15 protein-coding genes are annotated in these 24,372 nt (G+C 35.5%); 14 read left to right on the top strand and 1 reads right to left on the bottom strand.

All coding sequences use genetic code 11. The annotated features are described in order from the left end of the window. Positions 1 to 22: 22 nt before the first annotated feature. Entirely contained in the window at positions 23 to 2,077 is a 2,055-nt protein-coding gene (locus WN975_RS19870; protein WP_337968003.1) for a transketolase, read from the top strand. Positions 2,078 to 2,086: 9 nt separating this feature from the next. Then, positions 2,087 to 2,743, top strand: a complete 657-nt coding sequence (gene fsa / locus WN975_RS19875) for a fructose-6-phosphate aldolase (protein ID WP_316636065.1) — start codon at positions 2,087 to 2,089, stop codon at positions 2,741 to 2,743. Between the two features lie 297 nt (positions 2,744 to 3,040). Here fsa and WN975_RS19880 read toward each other — a convergent pair whose 3' ends face one another. Next, positions 3,041 to 3,730, bottom strand: a complete 690-nt coding sequence (locus tag WN975_RS19880; RefSeq protein ID WP_337968004.1) for an NUDIX domain-containing protein — start codon at positions 3,728 to 3,730, stop codon at positions 3,041 to 3,043. 567 nt (positions 3,731 to 4,297) lie between these two features. On the opposite strand from WN975_RS19880, the gene WN975_RS19885 reads away from it, so the two are divergent. The 12 genes from WN975_RS19885 (at position 4,298) to araA (ending at position 24,312) form a co-directional block, all read left to right on the top strand. Then, positions 4,298 to 7,354 carry a TonB-dependent receptor gene (locus WN975_RS19885; RefSeq protein WP_337968005.1) on the top strand — a complete coding sequence of 1,019 codons (3,057 nt, stop codon included), beginning with the start codon at positions 4,298 to 4,300 and terminating at the stop codon, positions 7,352 to 7,354. A 30-nt stretch (positions 7,355 to 7,384) separates the two neighbouring features. Beyond that, positions 7,385 to 8,947: a RagB/SusD family nutrient uptake outer membrane protein gene (locus WN975_RS19890; protein ID WP_337968006.1), complete on the top strand. Its 1,563-nt coding sequence runs from the start codon at positions 7,385 to 7,387 to the stop codon at positions 8,945 to 8,947. 183 nt (positions 8,948 to 9,130) lie between these two features. Beyond that, the gene (locus WN975_RS19895) at positions 9,131 to 10,141 is read left to right on the top strand and encodes an arabinan endo-1,5-alpha-L-arabinosidase (RefSeq protein ID WP_337968007.1); all 1,011 of its coding nucleotides are present in this window, start codon (positions 9,131 to 9,133) and stop codon (positions 10,139 to 10,141) included. A 60-nt stretch (positions 10,142 to 10,201) separates the two neighbouring features. Next, entirely contained in the window at positions 10,202 to 11,749 is a 1,548-nt protein-coding gene (locus tag WN975_RS19900; RefSeq protein ID WP_337968008.1) for an alpha-L-arabinofuranosidase C-terminal domain-containing protein, read from the top strand. A gap of 12 nt (positions 11,750 to 11,761) precedes the next feature. Then, positions 11,762 to 13,384 (top strand): arabinan endo-1,5-alpha-L-arabinosidase, encoded by a 1,623-nt coding sequence (locus tag WN975_RS19905; protein ID WP_337968009.1) that lies wholly within the window; start codon positions 11,762 to 11,764, stop codon positions 13,382 to 13,384. A gap of 268 nt (positions 13,385 to 13,652) precedes the next feature. Beyond that, complete coding sequence (locus WN975_RS19910; RefSeq protein ID WP_337968010.1) at positions 13,653 to 14,603, top strand: glycoside hydrolase family 43 protein; 951 nt, start codon at positions 13,653 to 13,655, stop codon at positions 14,601 to 14,603. 102 nt (positions 14,604 to 14,705) lie between these two features. Beyond that, positions 14,706 to 15,686 (top strand): arabinan endo-1,5-alpha-L-arabinosidase, encoded by a 981-nt coding sequence (locus WN975_RS19915; RefSeq protein ID WP_337968011.1) that lies wholly within the window; start codon positions 14,706 to 14,708, stop codon positions 15,684 to 15,686. Between the two features lie 13 nt (positions 15,687 to 15,699). After that, on the top strand, positions 15,700 to 17,682 hold the full coding sequence (locus WN975_RS19920; protein WP_337968012.1) for a glycoside hydrolase family 127 protein: 1,983 nt from the start codon (positions 15,700 to 15,702) through the stop codon (positions 17,680 to 17,682). Between the two features lie 439 nt (positions 17,683 to 18,121). Next, positions 18,122 to 20,107, top strand: coding sequence for an alpha-L-arabinofuranosidase C-terminal domain-containing protein (locus WN975_RS19925; protein ID WP_337968013.1), 1,986 nt, complete (start codon positions 18,122 to 18,124; stop codon positions 20,105 to 20,107). Between the two features lie 168 nt (positions 20,108 to 20,275). Then, positions 20,276 to 21,967 carry a ribulokinase gene (locus WN975_RS19930; RefSeq protein ID WP_337968014.1) on the top strand — a complete coding sequence of 564 codons (1,692 nt, stop codon included), beginning with the start codon at positions 20,276 to 20,278 and terminating at the stop codon, positions 21,965 to 21,967. Then, positions 21,951 to 22,652, top strand: coding sequence for an L-ribulose-5-phosphate 4-epimerase (locus tag WN975_RS19935; RefSeq protein WP_337968015.1), 702 nt, complete (start codon positions 21,951 to 21,953; stop codon positions 22,650 to 22,652). The genes WN975_RS19930 and WN975_RS19935 overlap by 17 nt, the downstream gene beginning before the upstream one ends. 151 nt (positions 22,653 to 22,803) lie before the next feature. Next, complete coding sequence (gene araA, locus WN975_RS19940; RefSeq protein ID WP_337968016.1) at positions 22,804 to 24,312, top strand: L-arabinose isomerase; 1,509 nt, start codon at positions 22,804 to 22,806, stop codon at positions 24,310 to 24,312. The last annotated feature ends 60 nt before the right edge of the window (positions 24,313 to 24,372 follow it).

Genomic DNA, 24,372 nt, shown 5'->3' on the forward strand with positions numbered 1-24,372 from the left:
CAACCAAAAAGATTACCTGAAAATGAACAACAAAATAGACCAATCAGCCGCAGATAATATACGCGCTTTAGCCATTTCGATGGTTGAGAAAGCAAATTCCGGTCATCCGGGAGGATCGATGGGCGGCGCCGATTTCATGCACATTTTATATTCTGAATATTTAAAATTCGATCCAACAGACATGAATTGGATTTTTAGAGACCGATTTTTTATGGATGCCGGACATCTTTCGGCTTTAATGTATGCTCAATATCATTTGTTGGGAAATTACGAAAAATCAGATTTAGAAAACTTCAGACAATGGGGTTCTGTAACGCCTGGACATCCTGAAATTGATGTAAAAAGAGGTATCGAAAATACTTCAGGACCATTAGGGCAAGGACATGCAATGGGAGTTGGAGCTGCAATTGCTGCAAAGTTTTTATCGGCAAGATTTGAGAATTTATTCGATCATAAAATTTACGGTTTCATAACTGACGGAGGTGTTCAGGAAGAGATTTCGCAAGGTGCCGGACGTATTGCCGGACATTTAGGATTGAACAATTTCATAATGTTTTATGATTCAAATGATGTTCAGCTTTCGTCAATGACAGATGAGGTTACGACCGAAAATACAGCAATGAAATACGAATCCTGGGGATGGAAAGTGATCACAATTGATGGTCATAATCATGCACATATTCGTTCTGCATTAAACGCAGCGCACGCCGAATTAGAGCGACCAACTCTAATTATTGGAAGAACAATTATGGGAAAAGGTTGCGTTACCGCCGATGGAACGATGTATGAAGGACAATGCGAATTGCACGGAAAACCAATTGGAGCGACAAAAGCAGATTTTGAAAAAACGTTATTGAATTTAGGCGCAAATCCAGAAGATTCATTTGCAGTTTATGAAGATGTTGCAGCTCATTATAAAACGATTTTAGCAAAGAAAACAGAAGAAGCTTCAGAAAGAAAAACGCAAATTTTGGCTTGGGATAATCAAAATCCAAAATTAGCCGAAAAGATAAAAAACTTCTTTAATGGAGATTTACCAACTTTAGATTTTAGTACTGTTGTTCAAAAAGCAAATGCTGCAACACGAGATGCTTCGGCGGCGGTTTTAGGATATTTGGCAGAAAATGTAGAGAACATGATTGTGTCTTCTGCCGATTTATCGAATAGTGATAAAACAGATGGTTTCCTGAAAAAATCATCGGTTTTGCAAAAGAATAATTTCAGCGGAGGATTTCTACAAGCAGGAGTTGCCGAATTAACAATGGCGGCAATCGCTAACGGAATCGCGCTTCATGGCGGAGTTATTCCGGTTGTGGCTACTTTTTTTGTGTTTTCAGATTATATGAAACCGGCAATTCGTTTGGCAGCAATTCAGGAATTAGCCGTAAAATATGTCTGGACGCACGATTCTTTTCGCGTAGGCGAAGATGGACCAACGCACCAGCCAATTGAGCAAGAAGCTCAGATAAGATTATTGGAAAAAATCAAAAATCATTCAGGCGATCAAAGTTTATTAGCGCTTCGTCCTGCTGATGCTGTTGAAACTTCTGTGGCGTGGCAAATGGCATTAGAAAACAAAAAAACACCAACAGGATTAATTCTTTCGAGACAAGATATTAAGGGTCTTCCAACAAATGGAAAGCCAAGATTTGAAGAAGCGAGTCAAGCTAAAAAAGGTGGTTATTTGGTAAAAGAAACTCAAGATCCAGATATTACTTTAATTGCAAACGGATCTGAAGTCGCAACACTTATTGAGGCCGCAAACGAATTGGAACAAATCATTAAGATTAAAATAAATGTAGCTTCCATTATTTCAGAAGGACTTTTTAGATCACAATCTGGAGAATATCAGGAAAGTGTTATTCCTAATAATGCTTTAGTTTTTGGACTTACGGCGGGACTTCCTGTTAATCTCGAAAATTTGGTTGGAAGTAAAGGTCAAGTATTTGGATTGGACCATTTTGGATATTCGGCTCCGGCTTCTGTTTTAGATCAGAAATTTGGATTTACCAGTAAAAATGCCTGCGAAGAAATCCTTAAATATTTAGAAAAAAATAATTATAACATATCAAAATAATAGAAAGACATGAAATTTTTTATAGATACAGCAAATTTAAAAGATATTAAAGAAGCCAATGATTTAGGCGTTTTAGATGGTGTAACCACAAACCCGTCATTGATGGCAAAAGAAGGAATTACTGGCGCACAAAATATTTTAGATCATTATATAAAAATTTGCGAATTGGTAGACGGCGATGTTAGTGCCGAAGTTATCTCAACAGATTTTGACGGAATGGTTGCCGAAGGTGAAAAACTTGCTGCTTTGCATCCGCAAATTGTAGTGAAAATCCCAATGATAAAAGATGGTGTAAAAGCAATCAGATATTTTGCAAATAAAGGAATTAGAACCAATTGTACTTTAGTGTTTTCTGCTGGTCAGGCTTTATTGGCAGCAAAAGCCGGAGCAACTTATGTATCGCCATTTATTGGTCGTCTTGATGATGTTTCGACCGACGGAATGGTTTTGATCGAAGACATTAGATTGATTTATGACAATTATGGTTTTGAAACTCAAATTCTGGCAGCTTCAGTTCGTAATGTAATGCATATTATTAATTGCGCAAAAACCGGTTCTGATGTAATTACTGGTCCATTAAGTGCAATCGAAGGTTTATTAAAACATCCGTTAACGGATATTGGTCTGGCAACTTTCCTTGCAGATTATCAAAAAGGAAATAGTTAGAAGTTTTTTTTGGCCCACGGATTTGGCGGGTTAAACGGGTTTTCGCGGATTTTTTTTATTGTTTGAAATGTTTTTTCTCTCGCAGATTTAGCAGATTAGGCAGATTTATTTTAGTTCGAGATCCGTCAAATCCGTGAGCAAATAATAATTTGTTAGTTTTTTAATTGTAGTTTTATTGAAGAAAAAACCCTGAAAGTTTGTGGCTTTCAGGGTTTTGTTTTTTATAGTGTTTTCCAGTAAAAAAGAAAATCTGTGTCAATCCGTTTGATCCGTAAAAATCCGTGGGCTAAACCTTTTTTACAAATTCAATACAAAATCATTCAATAATTTCTCTTCGTATTTTTCTTTATTGAATGTATACAAATAAGATCCTTTTCGGGAAGATTGCATGTCTTTTTCATCTAGTTTATTCAGGATTTCCAAAGAATTAATTTTACTGATAAAGTTTCTTTTGTCCAATTCCTTACTTAAAATTGCTTCGTACAATTCTAATAATTGACGCATGGTGAATTTCTCAGGCAACAATTCAAACCCAATAGGTTTTATTGAAGTTCTGTAACGCAATCTTCGAATGGCGTGATCTACCATTTCGTTATGGTCAAAAATTAAGTTTGGCGCATCGGCAACACTGAACCATTGTGCGTGATAATTTTTTATTAATTCGGCATTATGGTTTTCGATATTAATCAATGCATAATAAGAAACCGAAATGGTTCTTTCGACAGGATCACGATCGATTTCGCTGTAAGCATATAACTGCTCCATATAAATATCGTTCAAACCTGTATATGTATTCAAAATTCTGATAGCAGCGTTATCTAATACTTCGTCACGTTTTAAGAAACCACCAATTAAGGACCATTTTCCTTTTTCGGGCTCGAAATCTCTTTTAATCAAAAGTATTTTTAAACCTTCATTATCGAATCCGAAAATGATGCAATCTACTGCTAATAAAGCCTTGTCTGCAGAGCTATAACTGTTTAGCATATGTTTGTTTTTATTGGTAAATATATAAACTTCCTAATTCGTTTCATAATTTTATTAATGTATAATATACACTTATATTAATAATAAGATAAAGTAGTGTTAAAAAAAGAAGCTTTTAAGTTGGAGAAAACCATAAATTTTCTTTTTTCAATCGTTTTCGAGACGAAATTAAGTTGTTTTTCAGAATAAAATGTAAAATCAGCATCAAAATTTAGCAAAGTAAACAAGATTTTATTTACAATACCAATCTTTTTTTGGTAGTAAAATAGCCATTAACGACTTCATTTTTAAGTTTTTTCAATTTTTTTCGAAAGGTGAAATTTTTGATTAAAAAGTTGCTTTTTAGCTAAAAGTGTTGATTTTACACAAATTACATTCTAAAAAGGCTATTTTTTTGAAAAATATATTAATTTTTAAATGTTGTTTTCACACTTAATTTATGGGATGCGTTTTTTTTAGCGCTTTTTTTTGCCATATTAATTTGTTTTTAAGGTTTTTTTTTAGTTAAATTTACAAATGTAAAATTAACACTTATAATTATACACTAACCAACTTAAACAAACCAGTATGATAACAAACCAACGATTATTATTTTTTTGCAATTTTTTATTGCCAAAAAAAGAATGGCTTTTAGCATTATTAATGCTACTATTTTCCGTTAATCAAATGTCGGCTCAAGGCAAAGTGATTAGCGGAGTTGTTACCTCGGCATCAGACAAATTGCCTTTGCCGGGAGTGAATATTATGATAAAGGGAACAAAAACAGTTGCAGTAACTGGTTTTGATGGAGAATATTCGATTAAAGCATCTCCAAATGATGTATTAATCTTTTCATTTATAGGATTTCAAAATAAAGAAATAGCAGTAAGTAACCAATCTAAGGTTGATGCGACATTAAGCGAAGACACTAATAAACTGAACGAAGTTGTAGTTATTGGTTACGGAACACAAAAGAAATCTGATTTAACGGGATCTGTAAGTGTTGTAAATCTGGAATCGGCAAAAAAAACGGTTACATACGATGCTGCAAAAATGCTTCAGGGACAAGTTCCGGGAGTTACGGTTCAATCTTCTGGAGAACCGGGAGGTTTTGTAAATATCAAAATTAGAGGTATAACTTCTTTCAGTAATAACAATCCTCTTTTTGTTATTGACGGTATTATGGTTGATGCTCCTTATGATTTTGCACCGGGAGAAATTGAATCTATGCAGGTTTTAAAAGACGCTTCTTCGGCAGCTATTTATGGTGTTCGTGGAGCAAATGGAGTTGTAATTATTACGACTAAAAAAGGAAAAGCAGGTAAATCTGAGGTTAAATTCAAATCTATTGTTGGACTTCAGAATGTAACTAAAAAATGGGACGTAACGGACCGTTTAGGATATCAGCAAATTACAAGCGAAGCAGAAAGAAACAGAGATATCAGAGCTGGTGTTCCGGTGAGTATTGCTCCTGGAAATGATCCTACAAGCCCTTCTTATATTACAAATGTAAACACAGACTGGCAAAAAGAAGCTTTACAAACTGGTGTTATACAAAATCAGACATTGACATTTACAGGTGGCGCAGAAAGTATTGCTTATAGCTTTAATATTGATTATTTCAAGAATACGAGTTATGTAAAAACGCCACAGGATTATGAGAGATTATCAACAAATTTGAATTTGAATGGTAAAAAAGGAAAATTCAAATACGGCGCAAAAATCGCTTACACACAATCTGATAAAGAGATTTTTAACGAATACAATGCAGGACAAACTGTAATTAGCGACATTTTGAATGCGGTACCAACCATGCCGGTTTATGATTCGAACAGACTTGGAGGTTACGGAGGTACAGATAATTTGACTCAAAGAGCGATCTCAATGAACCCAATTGGATATAATAATTTGATTACCAACAACGGAAAAAGAAACCGTTTTATAGGAGATGTTTGGGGAGAATTTGAGATTGTTAAAGGTCTTAAATATAAATTGGATGTGAGTTATGACAGAACCGACTGGGAAAACAGAAAATTTATTCCGCCAAGTGATTTAGGCTGGTATTATATTACTACAAATGACGAAGCTTCTTTGGATGTAACTACCGGAAATGAGTTAAGAACTTTTTTGAATAATTTATTGACGTATGAAATCACTCTTGGAAAACACAAAATTGATGCACTTGCAGGATGGATTCAGGAAAAAAGAGACAATCATAGTTATACTCAAAGAGGTGTAGGTTATACTCCGGGAGAAATCCCAATGCTTCAATATGCAGACGCAAGAAATGCAAGCGAATATAAATTTACAATTACAGGAGTATCATACATTACAAGATTAAATTATTCTTTTGATGACAGATATTTGTTACAAGCAAATTTCAGACAAGATAGAACTTCGCTTTTCAGCGAAAAAAATAATTCAGCAAACTTCTACTCTTTTTCAGGAGGTTGGAAAATTAGCAACGAAAAGTTCTTGCATTTACCATCTTGGGTAAGCAATATTAAACTTAGAGGAGGTTACGGAACATTGGGTAACAATACAATTCCGCAATATTTCTTTGCTTCGACAGTAAACAGTTTTGCAGGTTACGATTTTAATAATGCACTTGCTCCGGGAACAACTGTGGTAGCAGCACTTGACCCTAATGTAAAATGGGAAAAAACAACCAGTAAAAACATTGCACTTGAATTAGGATTTTTTAATAATGACTTACAATTTACAGGAGAATATTTTATAAAAAAATCAACTGATTTATTATTAGGAGTTCCATTGCCATTTTCTACAGGAGCATTTCCTGCAAATATCACGACAAATGCAGGAGATATGGAAAATCATGGTTTTGAGTTTACAGCATCTTACAGCAATCACCACAATAAATTCAAATATGATATTTCTGGTAACGTAGGAACTTTAAGAAATAAAATTACCAAAATTGGTGTTAACGGAAACCCTATTTACGGAGCAGTTTCAAAAACAGAAGTTGGAAGATCTGCAGGAGAACTTTTTGCTTGGGAAGCGATTGGAATTTTTCAAAATGCAGCTGAGGTTGCAGCTTCGCCAAAACAAACTGGTGCAGCGCCTGGAGACGTAAAATTTAAAGATGTAAACGGCGACGGAATTATCACAGATGCTGATAGAACTTTTCAGGGAGTATCAATTCCTAAATATGGTTTTGGATTGAATTTCAGTGCTTCTTATGAGAATTTTGACTTCTCAATGTTCTGGCAAGGTAGCGGAGGAAATAAAGTTTTCAACGCAATGTACCGCAATTTAATGGCTGGACAATACGGAAATCACAGTACAGATGAGTTGAACTATTGGACTCCAACAAACACAAATACAAATGTTCCGGCTCCGGTTATTGGTGATCCTAACGGAAACGGAAGAGATTCTAACAGATTCATTGAAAGCGGTGATTATATGAGATTGCAAACAATGGAATTGGGTTTCAATATTCCGATGAAGGATAAATTTATCCAAAAAGCAAGAGTATATCTTAACGGACAAAACTTGTGGACTATTACAAAATACAGTGGATATGACCCTGATTTTAATAGTGACGGATTAATTTCAAGAGGATACGATGCAGGATCTTTTCCAAATCCAAGAACAATTTCTCTAGGAGTAGAAGTAAATTTCTAAACCGGTTTAACCAATTAAAAACGTATTAAAATGAAATATAAAATATATAACTATATAGCAGTTTTCTTTTCACTGGCTTTGGTAACAACAAGCTGCGTTGATAATGAAGATTTGACCCAATTAGACCCAAATAATAATGCAGTCGATTCGTTTTGGAAAACAGATGAGGACGCAATCCAAGGAGTAAATGCAGCTTACGGAAGTTTATTGACAGATGGAACTTACATGAGAAGTACGCCATTATTATTGGACGCAAGATCAGATGATGCACGTACAAACAGTCCTTGGGGATCGATGTATAATGCTGGACATTTTAACTCAAATGTAGCCGATGCTTCAATTTATGGATGGGCTTTTGAAACGTATTATCAGGGAGTTTACCGCGCTAATCAGGTTTTGACAAATGTACCGGGAATTAAATTTCAAGACGAAGCACTTAAAAACAGAATATTAGGACAAGCGTATTTCTTAAGAGGATTATATCTTTTTCACGCCGTTAATATGTTCAAAAATGTTCCGTTACCAACAGAATTAGCCGTTTATTATCCTCAAAAAACACAAGCAGAAGGTTGGGCACAAGTAATTGCTGACTTTAAAGCTGCCGCTGAATTATTGCCAACTTCATACAGTGGAATTTCTGGACTTGATGCAGGTCAAAAAGGACGCGCTACAAAAGGTGCAGCATTAGGATATTTAGGAAAAACGTATTTGTTTATAAAGGATTTTACGAATGCAAAAACAACATTCAAACAAGTTATCGATTTAGGAGTTTATTCCTTAGTTTCAAACTATCGCGACAACTTCACAACAGCAAACGAAAACAATTCAGAATCTCTTTTTGAAGTACAATTTAGCAGAGATGCAGGTGGAGTAGATTTAGGTTGGGGAGGAGCTCCGGCATCAGGTTGGGGAAAAACTTCGGCAAGAGCCATAACTTATGCACCAAGAGCTTTTGGATGGACAGACGTTCAGCCTTCATGGGCATTATTTAATGAATTTCATGACGAAAAAACGAAAACTGGAGAACTTGATCCACGTTTAGACGCTACAATATTTTATAATAAACCAGGCGGAATGAAATTATACGGACAAGATTTTGCTACTTTCTATGCTAAAAGTCCGGGAGATTTAAATGATATATTCTGTAGAAAATACCAAAATTCAGATGGAGAATTTGCAAACGAATACGACTGGCGTTCCGGAATCAACGAACGTTTGTTGAGATACGCAGATATTCTTTTAATGTATGCAGAAACCTTAAACGAAACAGGAGATACTCAGGGAGCTTACGGATATATTCAAATGGTAAGAAACAGAGTTGGATTGCCGGAATTATCAACAGCAAAACCAAACATGACTCAGGATCAAATGAGAGAACAAATTGGTCATGAAAGATTCTTAGAATTCCCTCTTGAAGGACACCGTTTTGATGATATTCGTCGTTGGGGATGGTTAGAAAATACTGCAAAATTAGCTTGGTTAAAAGCAAGAGATGCAGAGTTTAATTCTTATACACCAGGAAGAGAATATTACCCAATTCCACAATTAGAAATGGACAATAATCCGGGAACAAAACAGAATGACAGTTATTAAGATTTAAGTTTCCAGTCACAGTCGCACTATAAATTGTGATTGAAAACTGAGAATAAGAATATTTTTGAATTAGTTATTTAATATCATGTGAAGGCTTTAAAATCTTCACATGATATTATCTTAAAAAACAGAATGAGATTACAATGAGAGAATAATTAACACATTCACTAAAAATTATAACAAATGAAAACAATTATAAGTTTGGTTTTATTAGCAGTATTATTAGTAAGTTGTCAAAATGAAGATGTCATAAATCCTTCATCAGAGGGCGCAACTGCGGTTGCAGGAACTCAAAATTCTCAAATTAAAAGCTCAACAGCAAAAACAGTTACAGGAACCGTTCCTTCGCACGATCCAAGTACGATTGTAAAAAGCGGAGTCAATTATTACGTTTTTACAACAGGCGATAATATCCCAATGACTTATTCTACAAATTTAACAAGCTGGACTTGGGGAACATCAGTATTTACTTCTACACCAAGTTGGATCACAGGATATGTTCCGGGATTTGTAAAAACATTTTGGGCACCGGATGTAGCTTGGTTCAATAACCGTTGGAATATGTATTATTCTTGTTCCACTTTTGGTTCTGCGAAATCTGCGATTGGTTTAGTAACTGCACCTTCAATTTCGCAAAGCGCAGGAACAACCTGGACAGATCGAGGCGTTGTAGTTTCTTCGTCTTCATCATCGGATGTAAATGCGATCGATCCTTCAATTTTAGTAGACGGAAGTAATGTTTATATGGCTTACGGTTCTTGGCATGCAGGAATTGGAGTAATCCAAATAAATCCTTCAACAGGAAAAACAACAGGAAGCAGAACAATCGTCGCTGGCGGAAGCAGTGCAAGTTGGGAAGCACCTTGTTTAATCAAAGAAGGAAGTTATTACTATATGTTCGTCAACAGAGGCACTTGCTGCAACGGCGTAAACAGTACTTATTATATTGTAGTTGGCCGCTCAACAAGTCCGTTTGGACCATTTGTTGACAAAAACGGAACTGCATTAACAAACGGTGGCGGAACAACAGTTTTAGCAACACAAGGAAATTATATTGGACCTGGACATTTATCCAGAATCGTGGGAACTCAAAAAGGATCTGTTCATTATTATGATGGCGCAGACAACGGAAATCCAAAACTAGAAATTGTATATTTTACATGGGCATCAGGATGGCCTACACTTTCTTATTAAAAATACTATTTAGAGGAAAGTTACACAAAGCTTTCCTCTTTATTACTTATAAAAAACACTATGAAAAAAGCACTTTTAATCACATTTCTTATTGCCATTTGTAATCAGGTTAGTTTCGCTCAAGGCGGAATTACTGTAGTAACCATAAAAAACAATGCAGATGCACCAACAATCAATAGAAACATCTACGGACATTTTGCAGAACATTTAGGACGTTCCATTTATGGAGGTTTTTTTGTGGGAGATACATCGAAAATTCCAAATACAAAAGGAGTTAGAAATGATATTATTAAAGCTTTAAAAGAATTAAAAATTCCAAATCTAAGATGGCCAGGCGGATGTTTTGCTGATACTTATCACTGGAAAGACGGAATTGGTCCACAACAAGAAAGACCAACAATCGTAAATAAATGGTGGGGCGGAACAACAGAAGACAATAGTTTTGGAACACATGATTTCTTGAATATGTGCGAACTTCTTGGAGCAGAACCTTATTTATCAGGAAATGTAGGAAGCGGAACCGTTCAGGAATTGGCTGATTGGGTTCAGTACACAAATTTCAGCGGTAAAAGTCCGATGAGTGATTTGCGTAAAAAAAACGGAAGAACAGAACCTTGGAAAGTTAAATTCTGGGGAATTGGAAATGAAGCTTGGGGTTGCGGAGGAAATATGACGGCAGAATATTATGCAAATGAATACCGCAAATATGCAACCTTCATGTCAGATTGGGAAAACACAGGCGGAATTACCCGCATCGCTTCAGGATCAAACAGCGCCGATTATAACTGGACAGAAGTTCTAATGAAAAACATTCCGATCAATATGTTAGGCGGAGTTGGAGTTCACCATTATGCAGTAATTGATTGGGGTAAAAAAGGTGACGGAGTTAATTTTACCGAAGACGGATATTTCCATACCATGCAATCTGCTTTAAAAATGGAAGAATTGGTAACCAAACATTCTGCTATAATGGACAAATACGATCCAGAGAAAAAAGTAGCCATGATTGTAGACGAATGGGGAGCTTGGTATGAAGTAGAACAAGGAACAAATCCAGGTTTTTTATACCAACAAAACACGATGAGAGATGCAGTTTTGGCTGGAGCAACACTTAATATTTTCAACAATCATTCAGACAGAGTTCGCATGGCAAACCTTGCACAATGTGTAAATGTTTTGCAAGCCGTAATTCTAACAGACAAAGCAAAAATGATTACAACGCCAACGTATCATGTAATGAAAATGTACAGCGTTCATCAGGATGCAAAATTATTACCGGTAAGTTTCCAATCGCCATTGTACACCTTTAATGGAGAAACACTTCCTGCGGTATCAGCTTCGGCATCAAAAGACAAAAGCGGATTAGTTCATATTTCGCTAGTAAATGTTGACGCAAAAAATAAAAATATAATCGAAATTGATGTAAAAGATCTTGGCGTTAAAAACTTTACAGGAACAATTATTACATCGGCAAAATTGCAAGATTACAATTCATTCGATACTCCAAACAAAATTGTACCAACAGTTTTTAAAGGTTTCGAAAACAAAAAAGGAAAACTTGAAATCACAATTCCTCCATTTTCAGTAGTTGTTTTGGAAGGAAAATAAAAGATAAAAAAGATGAAAAAATCAAATTCCATTATAAAAATTGCTTCCTGTATTGGACTCTTTTTATTAGTTTTTGCTGCAACAAGTTGTTCAAAAGATGACCCTGCAACAGAAACCACAACGCCGCCAGTAGTTGTTGTGCCGCCAGTGGTTACGCCAACTTTTCCGGGACCAACTTATGCAGATAATTATACTTCAATATCAGGTTGGGGAACAAAAGCACAATGGAATTTAGCCAATGTGCACGATCCATCAGTAGAAAAAAGTGGTGAATATTATTATATGTATCAAACCGATGCTTCTTACGGAAATTCAACTGAAGGTCACGGACATTTTTTCTACAGAAGATCAAAAGATTTAGTCAATTGGGAATTTATGGGACCATCAATGACCGAAGCTCCGGCTTGGGTAAAAGATTCTCTGAATAATAAAAGAGCCAGAATGTCTCCGGCATTGCCACCAATTACAAATCCTAATTATGGATATTGGGCACCTTGCGTTCGAAAAGTGGGTAACATTTATAGAATGTATTACAGCATTGTGGTGACAAACCCAATTGTTGGAACAGACACGAATACTTCTTGGTCAGAACGCGCATTTATTGGCTTAGCCGAAACAGATGATTTGGCTTCAAATAAGTGGACAGACAAAGGAATGGTCGTTTGTTCAGAACCAGATGGCGTAAAAAGTTACGTTAGAAACGGAGGAAATGATTGGGACGCTTATTTTAAATTTAATGCAATCGATCCAAGTTTTATTCAAACTCCAGAAGGTGATCAATATTTAATTTACGGTTCATGGCATTCTGGAATTGCAGCTTTAAAACTGAATCCAACAACGGGAAAACCAGATAAATTAAAAACAATTGACGATTACGGAGTTCGTATCGCTGGACGCGGAAATGTAAATACAAACCGTTGGCAAGCGCTAGAAGGACCGGAAATTATCTATAATCCAGACACACAATATTATTATTTATTCTTGGCTTATGATGAATTATCGGTTGCTTATAATACACGTGTTGCGCGTTCGAAAAGTATTTTAGGACCGTATCAAACCATCAGCGGAATGAGTATCACAAACGGAGCAGAATGCTTTCCGATGGTAACACATCCATACTCTTTTAAAAATCATACAGGTTGGGTTGGAATATCGCATTGTGCCGTTTTTCAAAATCCGGATACTAAACAATGGTATTATGCATCGCAAGCACGTTTACCGGAAGGAGTTCCTGGAATTGCGGTTTCAAATGCAGTTATGATGGGACACGTTCGCGGCATTCAATGGACAGAAGATGGATGGCCAGTTATTGATCCTGAACGTTATGCGGCGGTACCAGCCACAACAATTGTAGAAGGAAGTTTTGTTGGAACTTGGGAACAAATAACCATGAATTATCAATACAAAACCATTCAGAAATCAGTAACACTTTATCTAACTGCTGACAAAAAAGTAAGCGGCGACGCAAACGGAACGTGGTCGTATGACAGCACTAAAAAAATCCTAACCATAAACGGCGTAAAATGTAATGTAACAGACGCCTGGGATTGGGAATTAGCGACGAGAAAAGTGACATTAACTTATTCAGGTTTGACAGGAACAGGATTACCAGTTTGGGGTAAAAAGATAAATTAAAATTATTTTTTTTAAAAATTCCAAGTATAAAATAATATCCACAGATTAAAGGATTAAAAAAGATTAGAAAAAAATCTGCTCAATCAGCCAAATCTGCGAGAAAAAATATTTCACACATAGAAACATAGCTTAACAAATCGAATAAGATGTTTCACTCCAAATAAAACACATAGCTATGTGTATTAAAACCAAGTGAAACGCCTTTTTTAAACATCAAAAAATCTATGTCTCTATGTGTTTAAAAAAATGACACATTACAAATAAAACAATGAAAAATATAATATTACTTTTAGTTTTGCTTGCCTTCTGTCAAACAATTCAAAGCCAAATTGATCCATCAAAATTCAATAATCCAATTATAAAAGATCAATATACAGGAGATCCTGCAGCATTGGTTTACAAAGACAAAGTCTATTTATACGCTGGTCATGATGAAGCGCCAAACGATTTTAATTTTTATAAAATGAATGAATGGGTTGTGTATTCTTCATCAGATATGAAAAAATGGGAATCACATCCAGTGCCTTTAAAAGTAACCGATTTTGCATGGGCAAAAGGTGATGCTTGGGCTTCTCAGGTAATCGAAAGAAACGGAAAATTCTATTGGTATGTAACCGTTCATCACGGATCTATAGAAGGAAAATCAATTGGAATTGCGGTTTCAGATAGTCCAACCGGACCTTTTAAAGATGCCTTAGGAAAAGCCTTAATTACAAATGACATGACCAAATTTACCGATATAAGCTGGGACGATATCGATCCAACGGTTTATATCGATAACGATGGACAAGCGTATTTGTTTTGGGGAAATACGTCTTGCCATTATGCAAAATTAAAAGAGAATATGATCGAACTTGACGGACCAATTCACCACATAGATTTACCACATTTTACAGAAGCGCCGTGGATTCATAAACACAAAGAATGGTATTATTTATCATATGCATATGAGTTTCCGGAGAAAATTGCCTACGCGATGAGCAAATCGATTACAGGTCCGTGGGAGTTTAAAGGAATCCTGAATGAATTAGCTGGAAACAGTAATACAAATCATCAATCGATTATCGATTTTAAAGGACAATCGTATTTCATTTATCACAACGGAGCATCACAACCAAACGGAGGAAGTTTTAGAAGATCAGTTTGTGTAGACAAATTATATTACAATAAAGACGGAACCATGAAACGAGTTGTAATGACATCTGAGGGAATACAATAATTAGTATTCAGTGTTCAGTTTTTAGTATTCAGTTACAGTTTTACTTATATGATTTAAAAGTTTCCAGTCAACGCAAAACTTAAATTTACTTATATCACTTATATGGTTTATAAAAACATAAAACAAATATTTTCAGTTCTAATCTTCTTGATTGGTTCAGTTTCATTTGCGCAGGAAATAGTCGTTCATGATCCGGTTGTCATTAAACAAAAAGACACTTATTATTTGTATTGCACCGGAAACGGAATCAGTGTTTTTAGTTCGAAAGATTTAAAAAACTGGAATCCCGAACCTCAGGTTTTCAAAGACAAACCCGTTTGGGCAGATGGCGTTGCAGCGGATTTCAAAAACCACATTTGGGCGCCGGATATTTCGTTACATAATAATGTATATTATCTGTATTATTCCGTTTCGGCTTTCGCCAAAAATACTTCGGCGATTGGCGTTGCGACCAATACAACATTAGATCCGAAAGAGAAAAAGTACAAATGGGTCGATCAGGGAATTGTCATTCAATCGCAACCCAATCGAGATATGTGGAACGCGATTGATCCGAATTTAATTTTCGATGAAAACAATACACCTTGGTTATCATTCGGTTCTTTTTGGGAAGGATTAAAAATGGTAAAACTAAATCCAGATTTAAAATCAATCGCACAACCTCAGGAATGGCACACGATTTCGAAACGAAAAAGAACCTTCGAATTACCCGATTCTGATCCTGGAGATGGAGCACTTGAAGCTCCTTTTATCTTCAAGAAAAACGGATATTATTATCAATTTCTTTCTTGGGATTTATGCTGTCGCGGAGAAAAAAGCACTTATAAAGTTGTTGTTGGAAGATCTAAAAATGTAACCGGACCTTACGTCGATAAAGATGGAAAATTATTAACCGAAGGCGGCGGAAGTATTGTAGTTCAGGGCGATGAAAATTACTTTGGCGTAGGCCATAACAGCGCTTATACATTTGATGGGAAAGATTATATTTTTTATCACGCTTACGAAAAGAAAACCAACGGAACTCCAAGATTAGTCGTTAAAGAAATACTTTGGGACAATGATTTATGGCCAGTTTTAAAATAGAATATTCAAAATAATGAAAAAATATAATTTACCAATAGTAACGATTTTCATGTCAATTCTGATTTTTGTTTCCTGTAAAGAAACGAAGAACGATACTGTGCAATCGACTAAAACTTCTGTCTTAAAAGCAGGTTACGAAATAGAACCGGTTAACATTCAAAATGTAAAATTGACCGATTCTTTTTGGTTGCCAATTATCAAAAGAGTGCAGGAAGTTACGATTGCATACGCCATTCAGAAATGTAATGAAGAAGGTCGTTTTGAGAATTTTTTAATCGCAGGAAAACAAAAAACCGGAGAAGTTCGAGGACAAATGCCTTTTGATGATACCGATGTTTATAAGATTATCGAAGGCGCATCAAATACTTTAATTTCTGCACCAAACCCAAAATTAGATCGCGTTTTAGATTCCTTAATTGCCATTGTAAAAATTGGTCAGGAAAAAGATGGTTACTTGACAACATGGAGAACCATAAATCCTGCAAAACCGCCCGCGCCTTGGGTTCCTGTAATTGAAGGAAAACGTTGGGAATCATTGCAAATTAGCCACGAATGCTACAATGCAGGACATTTGATCGAAGCTGCAGTTGTACATTTTGAAGCAACAGGAAAAAGAAATTTCCTTGATATCGCTATCAAAAATGCAGATTTATTAGTGAAAACTTTTGGTGATAAACCAGGTCAGGTAAAAGGAGTTCCGGGACATCAAATTGTAGAAACGGGTTTGATCAAATTATATCAAATTACCGGAAAAGAAGATTATTTAAAGTTAGCCAAATACTTTCTAGACAATCGCGGAAACCCGAATAATCATAAATTATATGGCGAATATGCACAAGATCATATTCCGGTTATTCAGCAAAATGAAGTTGTTGGTCACGCCGTAAGAGCCGTTTATATGTACGCAGGAATGACAGATATTGCCGCAATGACAAAAGACAAAGGTTACACAGATGCTGTAAATAATTTGTGGAGCAATATGGTCAACAAAAAAATGTACATCACTGGCGGAATTGGTTCGAGACACGACGGAGAAGCTTTTGGAGCCAATTATGAATTGCCAAACTTAACGGCGTATAACGAAACTTGCGCTGCAATTGGCGATGTATATTGGAATCATAGATTGCATAATTTAACTGGGAAATCACAATATTTTGATGTGATCGAAAGAACAATGTACAACGGATTAATCTCGGGAATTTCGCTTGACGGAAAAGAATTTTTCTATCCAAATGCCTTAGAATCTGATGGTGTTTTTAAATCTAACAGAGGATCTTGTACACGTCAGGCTTGGTTTGATTGTTCTTGTTGTCCAACAAACTTAATCCGATTTGTGCCTTCGATTCCGGGACTTATTTATTCGAAATCAAAAGATGTTTTATATGTCAATTTGTATGCTTCAAACAACGCCGCTTTTACGTTGGGAAAAACCGATTTACAGATTTCACAGCAAACCGGATATCCTTGGAACGGGAAAGTAAATATTTCGGTTAACCCGAAAAAAGAAAGCCAATTCACAATCAAATTGAGAGTTCCGGGTTGGGCAAGAAATGAAGTTTTGCCGGGAGATTTATATTCTTATAAAAAAGCTTCAACTCAAAAAGCAACGATTAATCTGAATGGAGAAATATTAGCAATTCAGCCAGAAAACGGATATTTCACCATTACCAGAAATTGGAAAAAAGGAGATAAAATCAATCTTAATTTTCCAATGGAAGTTCAGGAAGTTGAAACAAATACAAAAGTTGAAACCAATAAAAACAAAGTCGCTTTAGAATACGGACCAATCGTTTATGCAGTAGAAGAAATTGACAATAAAACTAATTTCGATAAAATTGATATCAGTTCTTCAGACACTTTCAGAGTAAAAAAAGAACCTAATTTATTGCAAGGTGTAAACGTAATCGAAAATTCAAAATTCAAAGCAATTCCTTATTATTCTTGGTCAAATCGAGGAGTTGGCAAGATGAAAGTTTGGTTGGATTATGAGAAGTAGAGAAATAGATTATAGAAAATAGAATAAAGAGGCAAGAAGAAAGATAATGACGTAGATGATAGATTAAACAAGATTTAAAAAAAGTTCCGGAGGAACGATTCATATTGTAGAGACGGATTTTAATCCGTCAGACGCCATGAGAATAAAGAATTAAAAAGATTAAAAAAATCTGCTCAATCTGCATAATCTGCGAGAGAAATATTTAAACACATAGAAACATAGATTTTCTCAATGAATAAAAAAGAGAATAAAACAAATCTGGATTTGCACACATAGCTATGTGAATTTAAACAAATGAAATGCCTTTTTTAAGAAATCAAAAGCTATGTCTCTATGTGTTAAAAGTCAAAGTTTAGAAAATAAAAATCCGTTTTTATCCGCGTTTTCACTTTAGTGAATCAGTATAATCCGCGTGCCATAAAAACATAAACATAAAAAAATGAAGTCCAATTTAATTACAAAAATTACCCTTTGCGGTTTGATGCTTAACGGCTTTTATGCTTCGGCACAAAAAAATAATCTTCAGGTTGACGTTGCAAAAACGGTTACCAAAATTCAGCCAACAATGTACGGAGTGTTTTTTGAAGATATCAATTTTGCTGCTGATGGAGGTTTGTATGCCGAAATGATTAAGAACAGATCGTTTGAATTCGAAACTCCAATGATGGGATGGAACGAACCAAATAGCGACCGACACAAATTAAATCAGCAATCGGGAATTGCAAACATTATTCAGTATTCTCAAAAAGGAACAAATCATAATTATTGCCGAGTTACAATAAACGATGCAAATGGTTATGAATTGATCAATGAAGGTTTTAGAGGAATGGGAATCAAGAAAGATCTGAAATATAATTTGTCTCTGAAAGCATCGCAATTATCAGGAAATATTTCGAAGATTAAAATTCAATTCATTGATAAAAATAAAAAGGTTTTAGGCGAAACTTCTATTGTTCCAACATCAAAAGATTGGGCAAATTATACGGCACAATTAACGGCAACGGCAACAGAAGCAAAAGCACAAATTAAAATCACTTTTGAAGGAAATGGAGTAATTGATTTAGATCAGATTTCTTTATTTCCGGAAGATACATGGAAAGGCAGAAAGAACGGAATGCGTGCTGATTTAGTACAATTATTATACGATTTGAAACCAGGATTTTTACGTTTTCCGGGTGGATGTATTGTTGAAGGAAAAACGTTGGCATTGCGTTATCAATGGAAAAAATCAATTGGAAATGTAGCCGACAGAGAAACGATGATAAATCGTTGGAATACGGAATTTGCACATAAACCTGCACCGGATTATTTCCAGAGTTTTGGTTTGGGATTCTATGAATATTTCCAGCTTTCTGAAGATATTGGCGCTTCACCTTTACCAATTTTAAGCTGCGGAATGGCGTGTCAATTCAATACAGGAGAATTAGTTCCTATGGATCAATTGGATCCTTATGTGCAAGATGCTTTGGATTTAATTGAATTTGCAAACGGCGATCAAACTACTGCTTGGGGAAAAGTTCGTGCCGATATGGGACATCCAAAACCTTTCAATTTAAAATTTATTGGTGTTGGAAATGAGCAATGGGGACCAGATTATATTGAGCGTTTCAAAGTGTTTCAAAAAGCGATAAAAGATAAATATCCAAATATCACAATTGTATCTGGAACAGGACCTTTTCCTGACGGAGATTATTTTGATTACGGCATGAAAGAACTTAAAAAACTAAATGCTGAAATCGTTGACGAGCACTATTATAAAGATCCAGCTTGGTTCCGTAAAAATGTAACGCGTTACGATAATTATGATCGTAAAGGACCAAAGATTTTTGCTGGAGAATATGCAGCGCAAAGTGTAGCGATTGCAAGTCCGGATAATAAAAACAACTGGGAATGTGCTTTTTCTGAAGCGGCTTTCATGACTGGAATGGAGCGCAATGCTGAGGTAGTTCAATTGACATCTTACGCGCCTTTATTGGCTCACGTTGAAGGCTGGCAATGGACGCCGGATATGATTTGGTTCAACAATTTGCAATCTTATGGAACGCCAAATTATTATGTTCAAAAATTATTTTCTAATAATAAAGGAACAGATTTAATCAATATTACAAAAGACGGAAAACCAGTTACGGGACAAAATGATTTGTTTGCATCGGCAGTAAAAGATGTGAATTCAAAAGAAGTAATTCTGAAAATTGTGAATGCTTCTGCAACGGCTCAAAATGCTTCAATTGATGTAAAAGGAGCAAAATTAGATTCAAAAGGAACGGCAATAATCTTAAAAGGAGACGGAATAAATGATGAGAATTCTTTTGAGTCTCCAACGAAAATTAGTCCAAAAGAAAGCGAATTTAAGGTGAACGGAAGCAAGGTTCAATATGATTTTCCGGCATACTCAGTTACTGTTTTGAAAATTAAGATGAAATAATCGCAACAGAATAAATGTAAAACCAACGTTTATTTTTTGTTTTGCCCTTAAACTCTTGTTTTGATGCATTATTTGTAAAAATTCAAGCGTCTATTTTTATTAAGTGTTTTTTATACACTTATAAATTATTTATAATTATATTTGTCATTATTATTAAAAGAATTTCGAATGAAAAATTACGTTATAGGATTGGACTACGGAACAGATTCAGTTCGAGCGATGCTAATAGATACTGAAAATGGGCAAGAGTTGGCATCAAATGTTTCTCATTATAAAAGATGGAAAAACAAGCAATATTGCGATGCGTCGATAAATCAATTTCGTCAACATCCTTTAGATCATATCGAAGGTTTAGAAATTACGATTCAGACGGTTATAAAAGAAAGTAAAGTTGATGCTTCGTTAATAAAAGGAATCTGTATTGATACAACTGGATCTTCTCCAGTTCCTGTTACGAAAGACGGAATTCCGTTAGCATTGACAAAAGGTTTTGAAGAAAATCCGAATGCTATGATGGTACTTTGGAAAGATCATACTTCGATAAATGAAGCAAACGAAATCAACGAATTGGCAGTAAGCTGGGGCGGAGAAAACGTAACTAAATATGTAGGCGGAATTTATTCATCGGAATGGTTTTGGGCAAAAATTCTGCACATTGCAAGAGAAGATGAAGCAGTTCGAAATGCTGCACACACCTGGATGGAGCATTGCGATTTAATGACGTATTTATTGATTGAAGATAAAGATTTAAAAACTTTCAAAAGAAGCCGTTGCGCTGCGGGACATAAAGCAATGTGGCACGAAGACTGGAACGGATTACCACCAGTTGAATTCTTAGAAAAATTACATCCTTATTTGGCTCAACTTCGTGGTAATCTTTATGATGAAACATATACATCAGATTTAGTTGCCGGAAATTTAAGCAAAGAATGGGCAGATCGTTTAGGACTTTCGACAGAAACAGTTGTGGCTGTTGGAACTTTCGATGCACATTCTGGAGCTGTTGGCGCTAAGATTGGAGAAAATACTTTAGTTCGCGTTATGGGAACTTCAACCTGCGATATTTTGGTAGGTTCAAAAGAAGAAGTAGGAACTAAAACTGTTCGTGGAATTTGCGGACAAGTTGATGGATCTGTGATTCCGGGTTATATTGGATTAGAAGCGGGACAATCTGCTTTTGGAGATTTATTGGCTTGGTATAAAGAATTATTGCTTTGGCCAACAGATCATTTATTAACTGCTTCGACTGTTTTAAATGATGCTCAAAAAGAACAATTAAGAGAAGAATTCAGCGATAAATTAATTGTAGAATTAACAAAAGAAGCTGAGAAAATTCCGGTTTCAGATAGTCTTCCAATTGCTTTAGACTGGATCAACGGAAGAAGAACTCCAGACGCTAATCAGGAATTAAAAAGTGCGATTTCGAATCTTTCTTTAGGAACAAAAGCACCACATATTTTCAAAGCTTTAGTAAATGCTATTTGTTTTGGAGCGAAGAAAATCGTGGATCGTTTTGAAGAAGAAGGTGTGAAAATTGACAGCGTTATCGGGATTGGTGGCGTTGCTCGTAAATCTCCTTTTATCATGCAGACTTTGGCAAATGTTTTAAACAAGCCAATTAAAATTGCAGCTTCAGATCAAACTCCAGCTTTGGGAGCGGCGATTTATGCAGCTGTTGCAGCCGGAATTTATCCAAATGTTATTGAAGCAAGTCAAAAAATAGGAAGCGATTTTGACGGAGAATATTTCCCTCAATTAGACAAAGTTGCAGCTTATCATAAACTGCTTTTGGCATACGATCAATTAAGTGCTTACGAAGATCCAACTATTAAAATTTCGCAACATGAGTTCTCTTTATAAAGATTTAAAACAGGAATGTTACGAAGCCAATATGCAGTTAAATGCATTGAATTTGGTCGTATATACTTTCGGAAATGTGAGTGCTGTTGACAGAGAAAATGGTGTTTTTGCGATTAAACCAAGTGGCGTTCCTTATGAAGATTTAAAACCGGAAGATATTGTGATTGTCGATTTTGATAATAATATTATTGAAGGAACAATGCGTCCATCATCAGATACAAAAACGCATGCTTATTTATATAAAAACTGGCCAAATATTGGTGGCGTTGCGCATACACACGCCACTTATTCGGTTGCTTGGGCACAATCACAACGTGATATTCCCATTTTTGGAACTACGCATGCAGATCATTTAACAGCTGATATTCCGTGCGCGCCACCGATGGCAGATGCACTTATAGAAGGAAATTACGAACACAATACCGGAATTCAGATTTTGGATTGTTTCAAAGAAAAAAATCTTTCTTACGAAGAAGTAGAAATGGTTTTGATTGGAAATCACGGTCCGTTTGCCTGGGGGAAAAACGCAGCAAAAGCAGTTTACAATAGTAAAGTTCTTGAAGTAGTTGCCGAAATGGCGTACTTGACTTTACAAATAAATCCAAATGCACCAAGATTAAAAGATTCTCTAATAAAGAAACATTACAATCGTAAACACGGAAAAGATTCGTATTACGGACAATAAAAAGTTATTTCAGGTTTCAGGTTTTTTTGTTTCAAGTTATTGGAACGTGAAATCTGAAACGTGAAACAACAATAACAAAATAAAAAATAACAATTCGAATTTTCAGATTCCAATAACATGAAACCTGAAACTTGAAACAAAATAAAAAACAATGATTGACATTTCTCAAAAAGAAGTTTGGTTTGTAGTAGGAAGCCAGGAATTATACGGACCGGAAACTTTAAAATTAGTGGCGGAACATGCTGCAATAATGGCAAAAGGTTTAGATGCTTCATCGCAAATTCCAGTAAAAATAGTTTGCAAAGACACTTTAAAATCGCCTAAGCAAATTTTAGATTTATGTTTAGAAGCAAATTCTGCTAAAAACTGTATCGGAATTATTGCTTGGATGCATACTTTTTCACCGGCAAAAATGTGGATTGGCGGATTAAGTATTTTAAAGAAACCATTATGCCATTTGCATACACAATACAATGCCGAAATTCCGTGGGGAACTATCGACATGGATTTCATGAACTTGAATCAATCAGCGCACGGAGATCGTGAATTTGGTTTTATTATGTCAAGAATGCGTAAAAAACGTAAAGTTGTGGTTGGACATTGGGAAGATCCTCGCGTTTTGAATAAACTTGGTGTTTGGACAAGAGTTGCTTTAGGTTGGGATGAACTTCAGAACTTAAAAGTAGCTCGTATTGGAGACAATATGCGTGAAGTTGCCGTTACGGAAGGTGATAAAGTTGAGGCTCAGATTCGTTTTGGAATGTCGGTTAATGGATATGATTCTTCGGATGTTACAAAACATATCGAGAAAGTTACAGATCAACAATTGAATGATTTATTAGCCGTTTATGAGTCTTCTTATTCTTTGACTGATTCTTTAAAAGAAGGCGGAGCACAAAGAAGTTCATTGGTTGAAGCAGCAAAAATAGAATTAGGTTTAAGAGCTTTCCTTGAAGAAGGAGGTTTTGGAGCTTTTACAGATACATTTGAAAACCTTGGAGTTTGGAAACAACTTCCGGGAATTGCAACACAAAGATTAATGGCCGATGGTTATGGTTTTGGTGGAGAAGGTGATTGGAAAACTGCTGCAATGGTTCGTGCATTAAAAGTAATGAACGTTGGACTTGAAGGAGGAACTTCTTTCATGGAAGATTATACATATCATTTTACACCACAAAAATCATATGTTTTAGGATCTCACATGTTGGAAATTTGTCCATCGATTGCAGATGCAAAACCTTCTTGCGAAGTGCATCCGTTAGGAATTGGAGGAAAAGAAGATCCTGCGCGTTTGGTGTTTAATTCGCCTGCGGGAGCGGCAATCAATGTGTCGTTAATTGATATGGGAAATCGTTTCCGTTTGATCGTAAATGAAGTTGAAGCTATAAAACCTTTGGCAGATTTACCAAAATTACCAGTTGCAAGAGTTTTATGGGATTGTAAACCAAATCTTGATATCGCAGCAACGGCTTGGATTCTTGCAGGAGGCGCGCATCACACGGTTTACAGCCAAGCAATTACAACAGAATATATGGAAGATTTTGCAGATATCGCCGGAATCGAATTATTGGTTATTGACGAAAAAACTACTGTAAGAGACTTTAAAGATAAGATCAATGCAAACGAAGCTTATTATCATTTGTTTCAACACGGGATTTAGTCAAAAGTCTAATGTCATAAAGTCATAAAGATTTAGTTTCTTTGAAGTAATGACTTTACA

The sequence above is a fragment of the uncultured Flavobacterium sp. genome, from assembly GCF_951805225.1.
Classification (GTDB): domain Bacteria; phylum Bacteroidota; class Bacteroidia; order Flavobacteriales; family Flavobacteriaceae; genus Flavobacterium.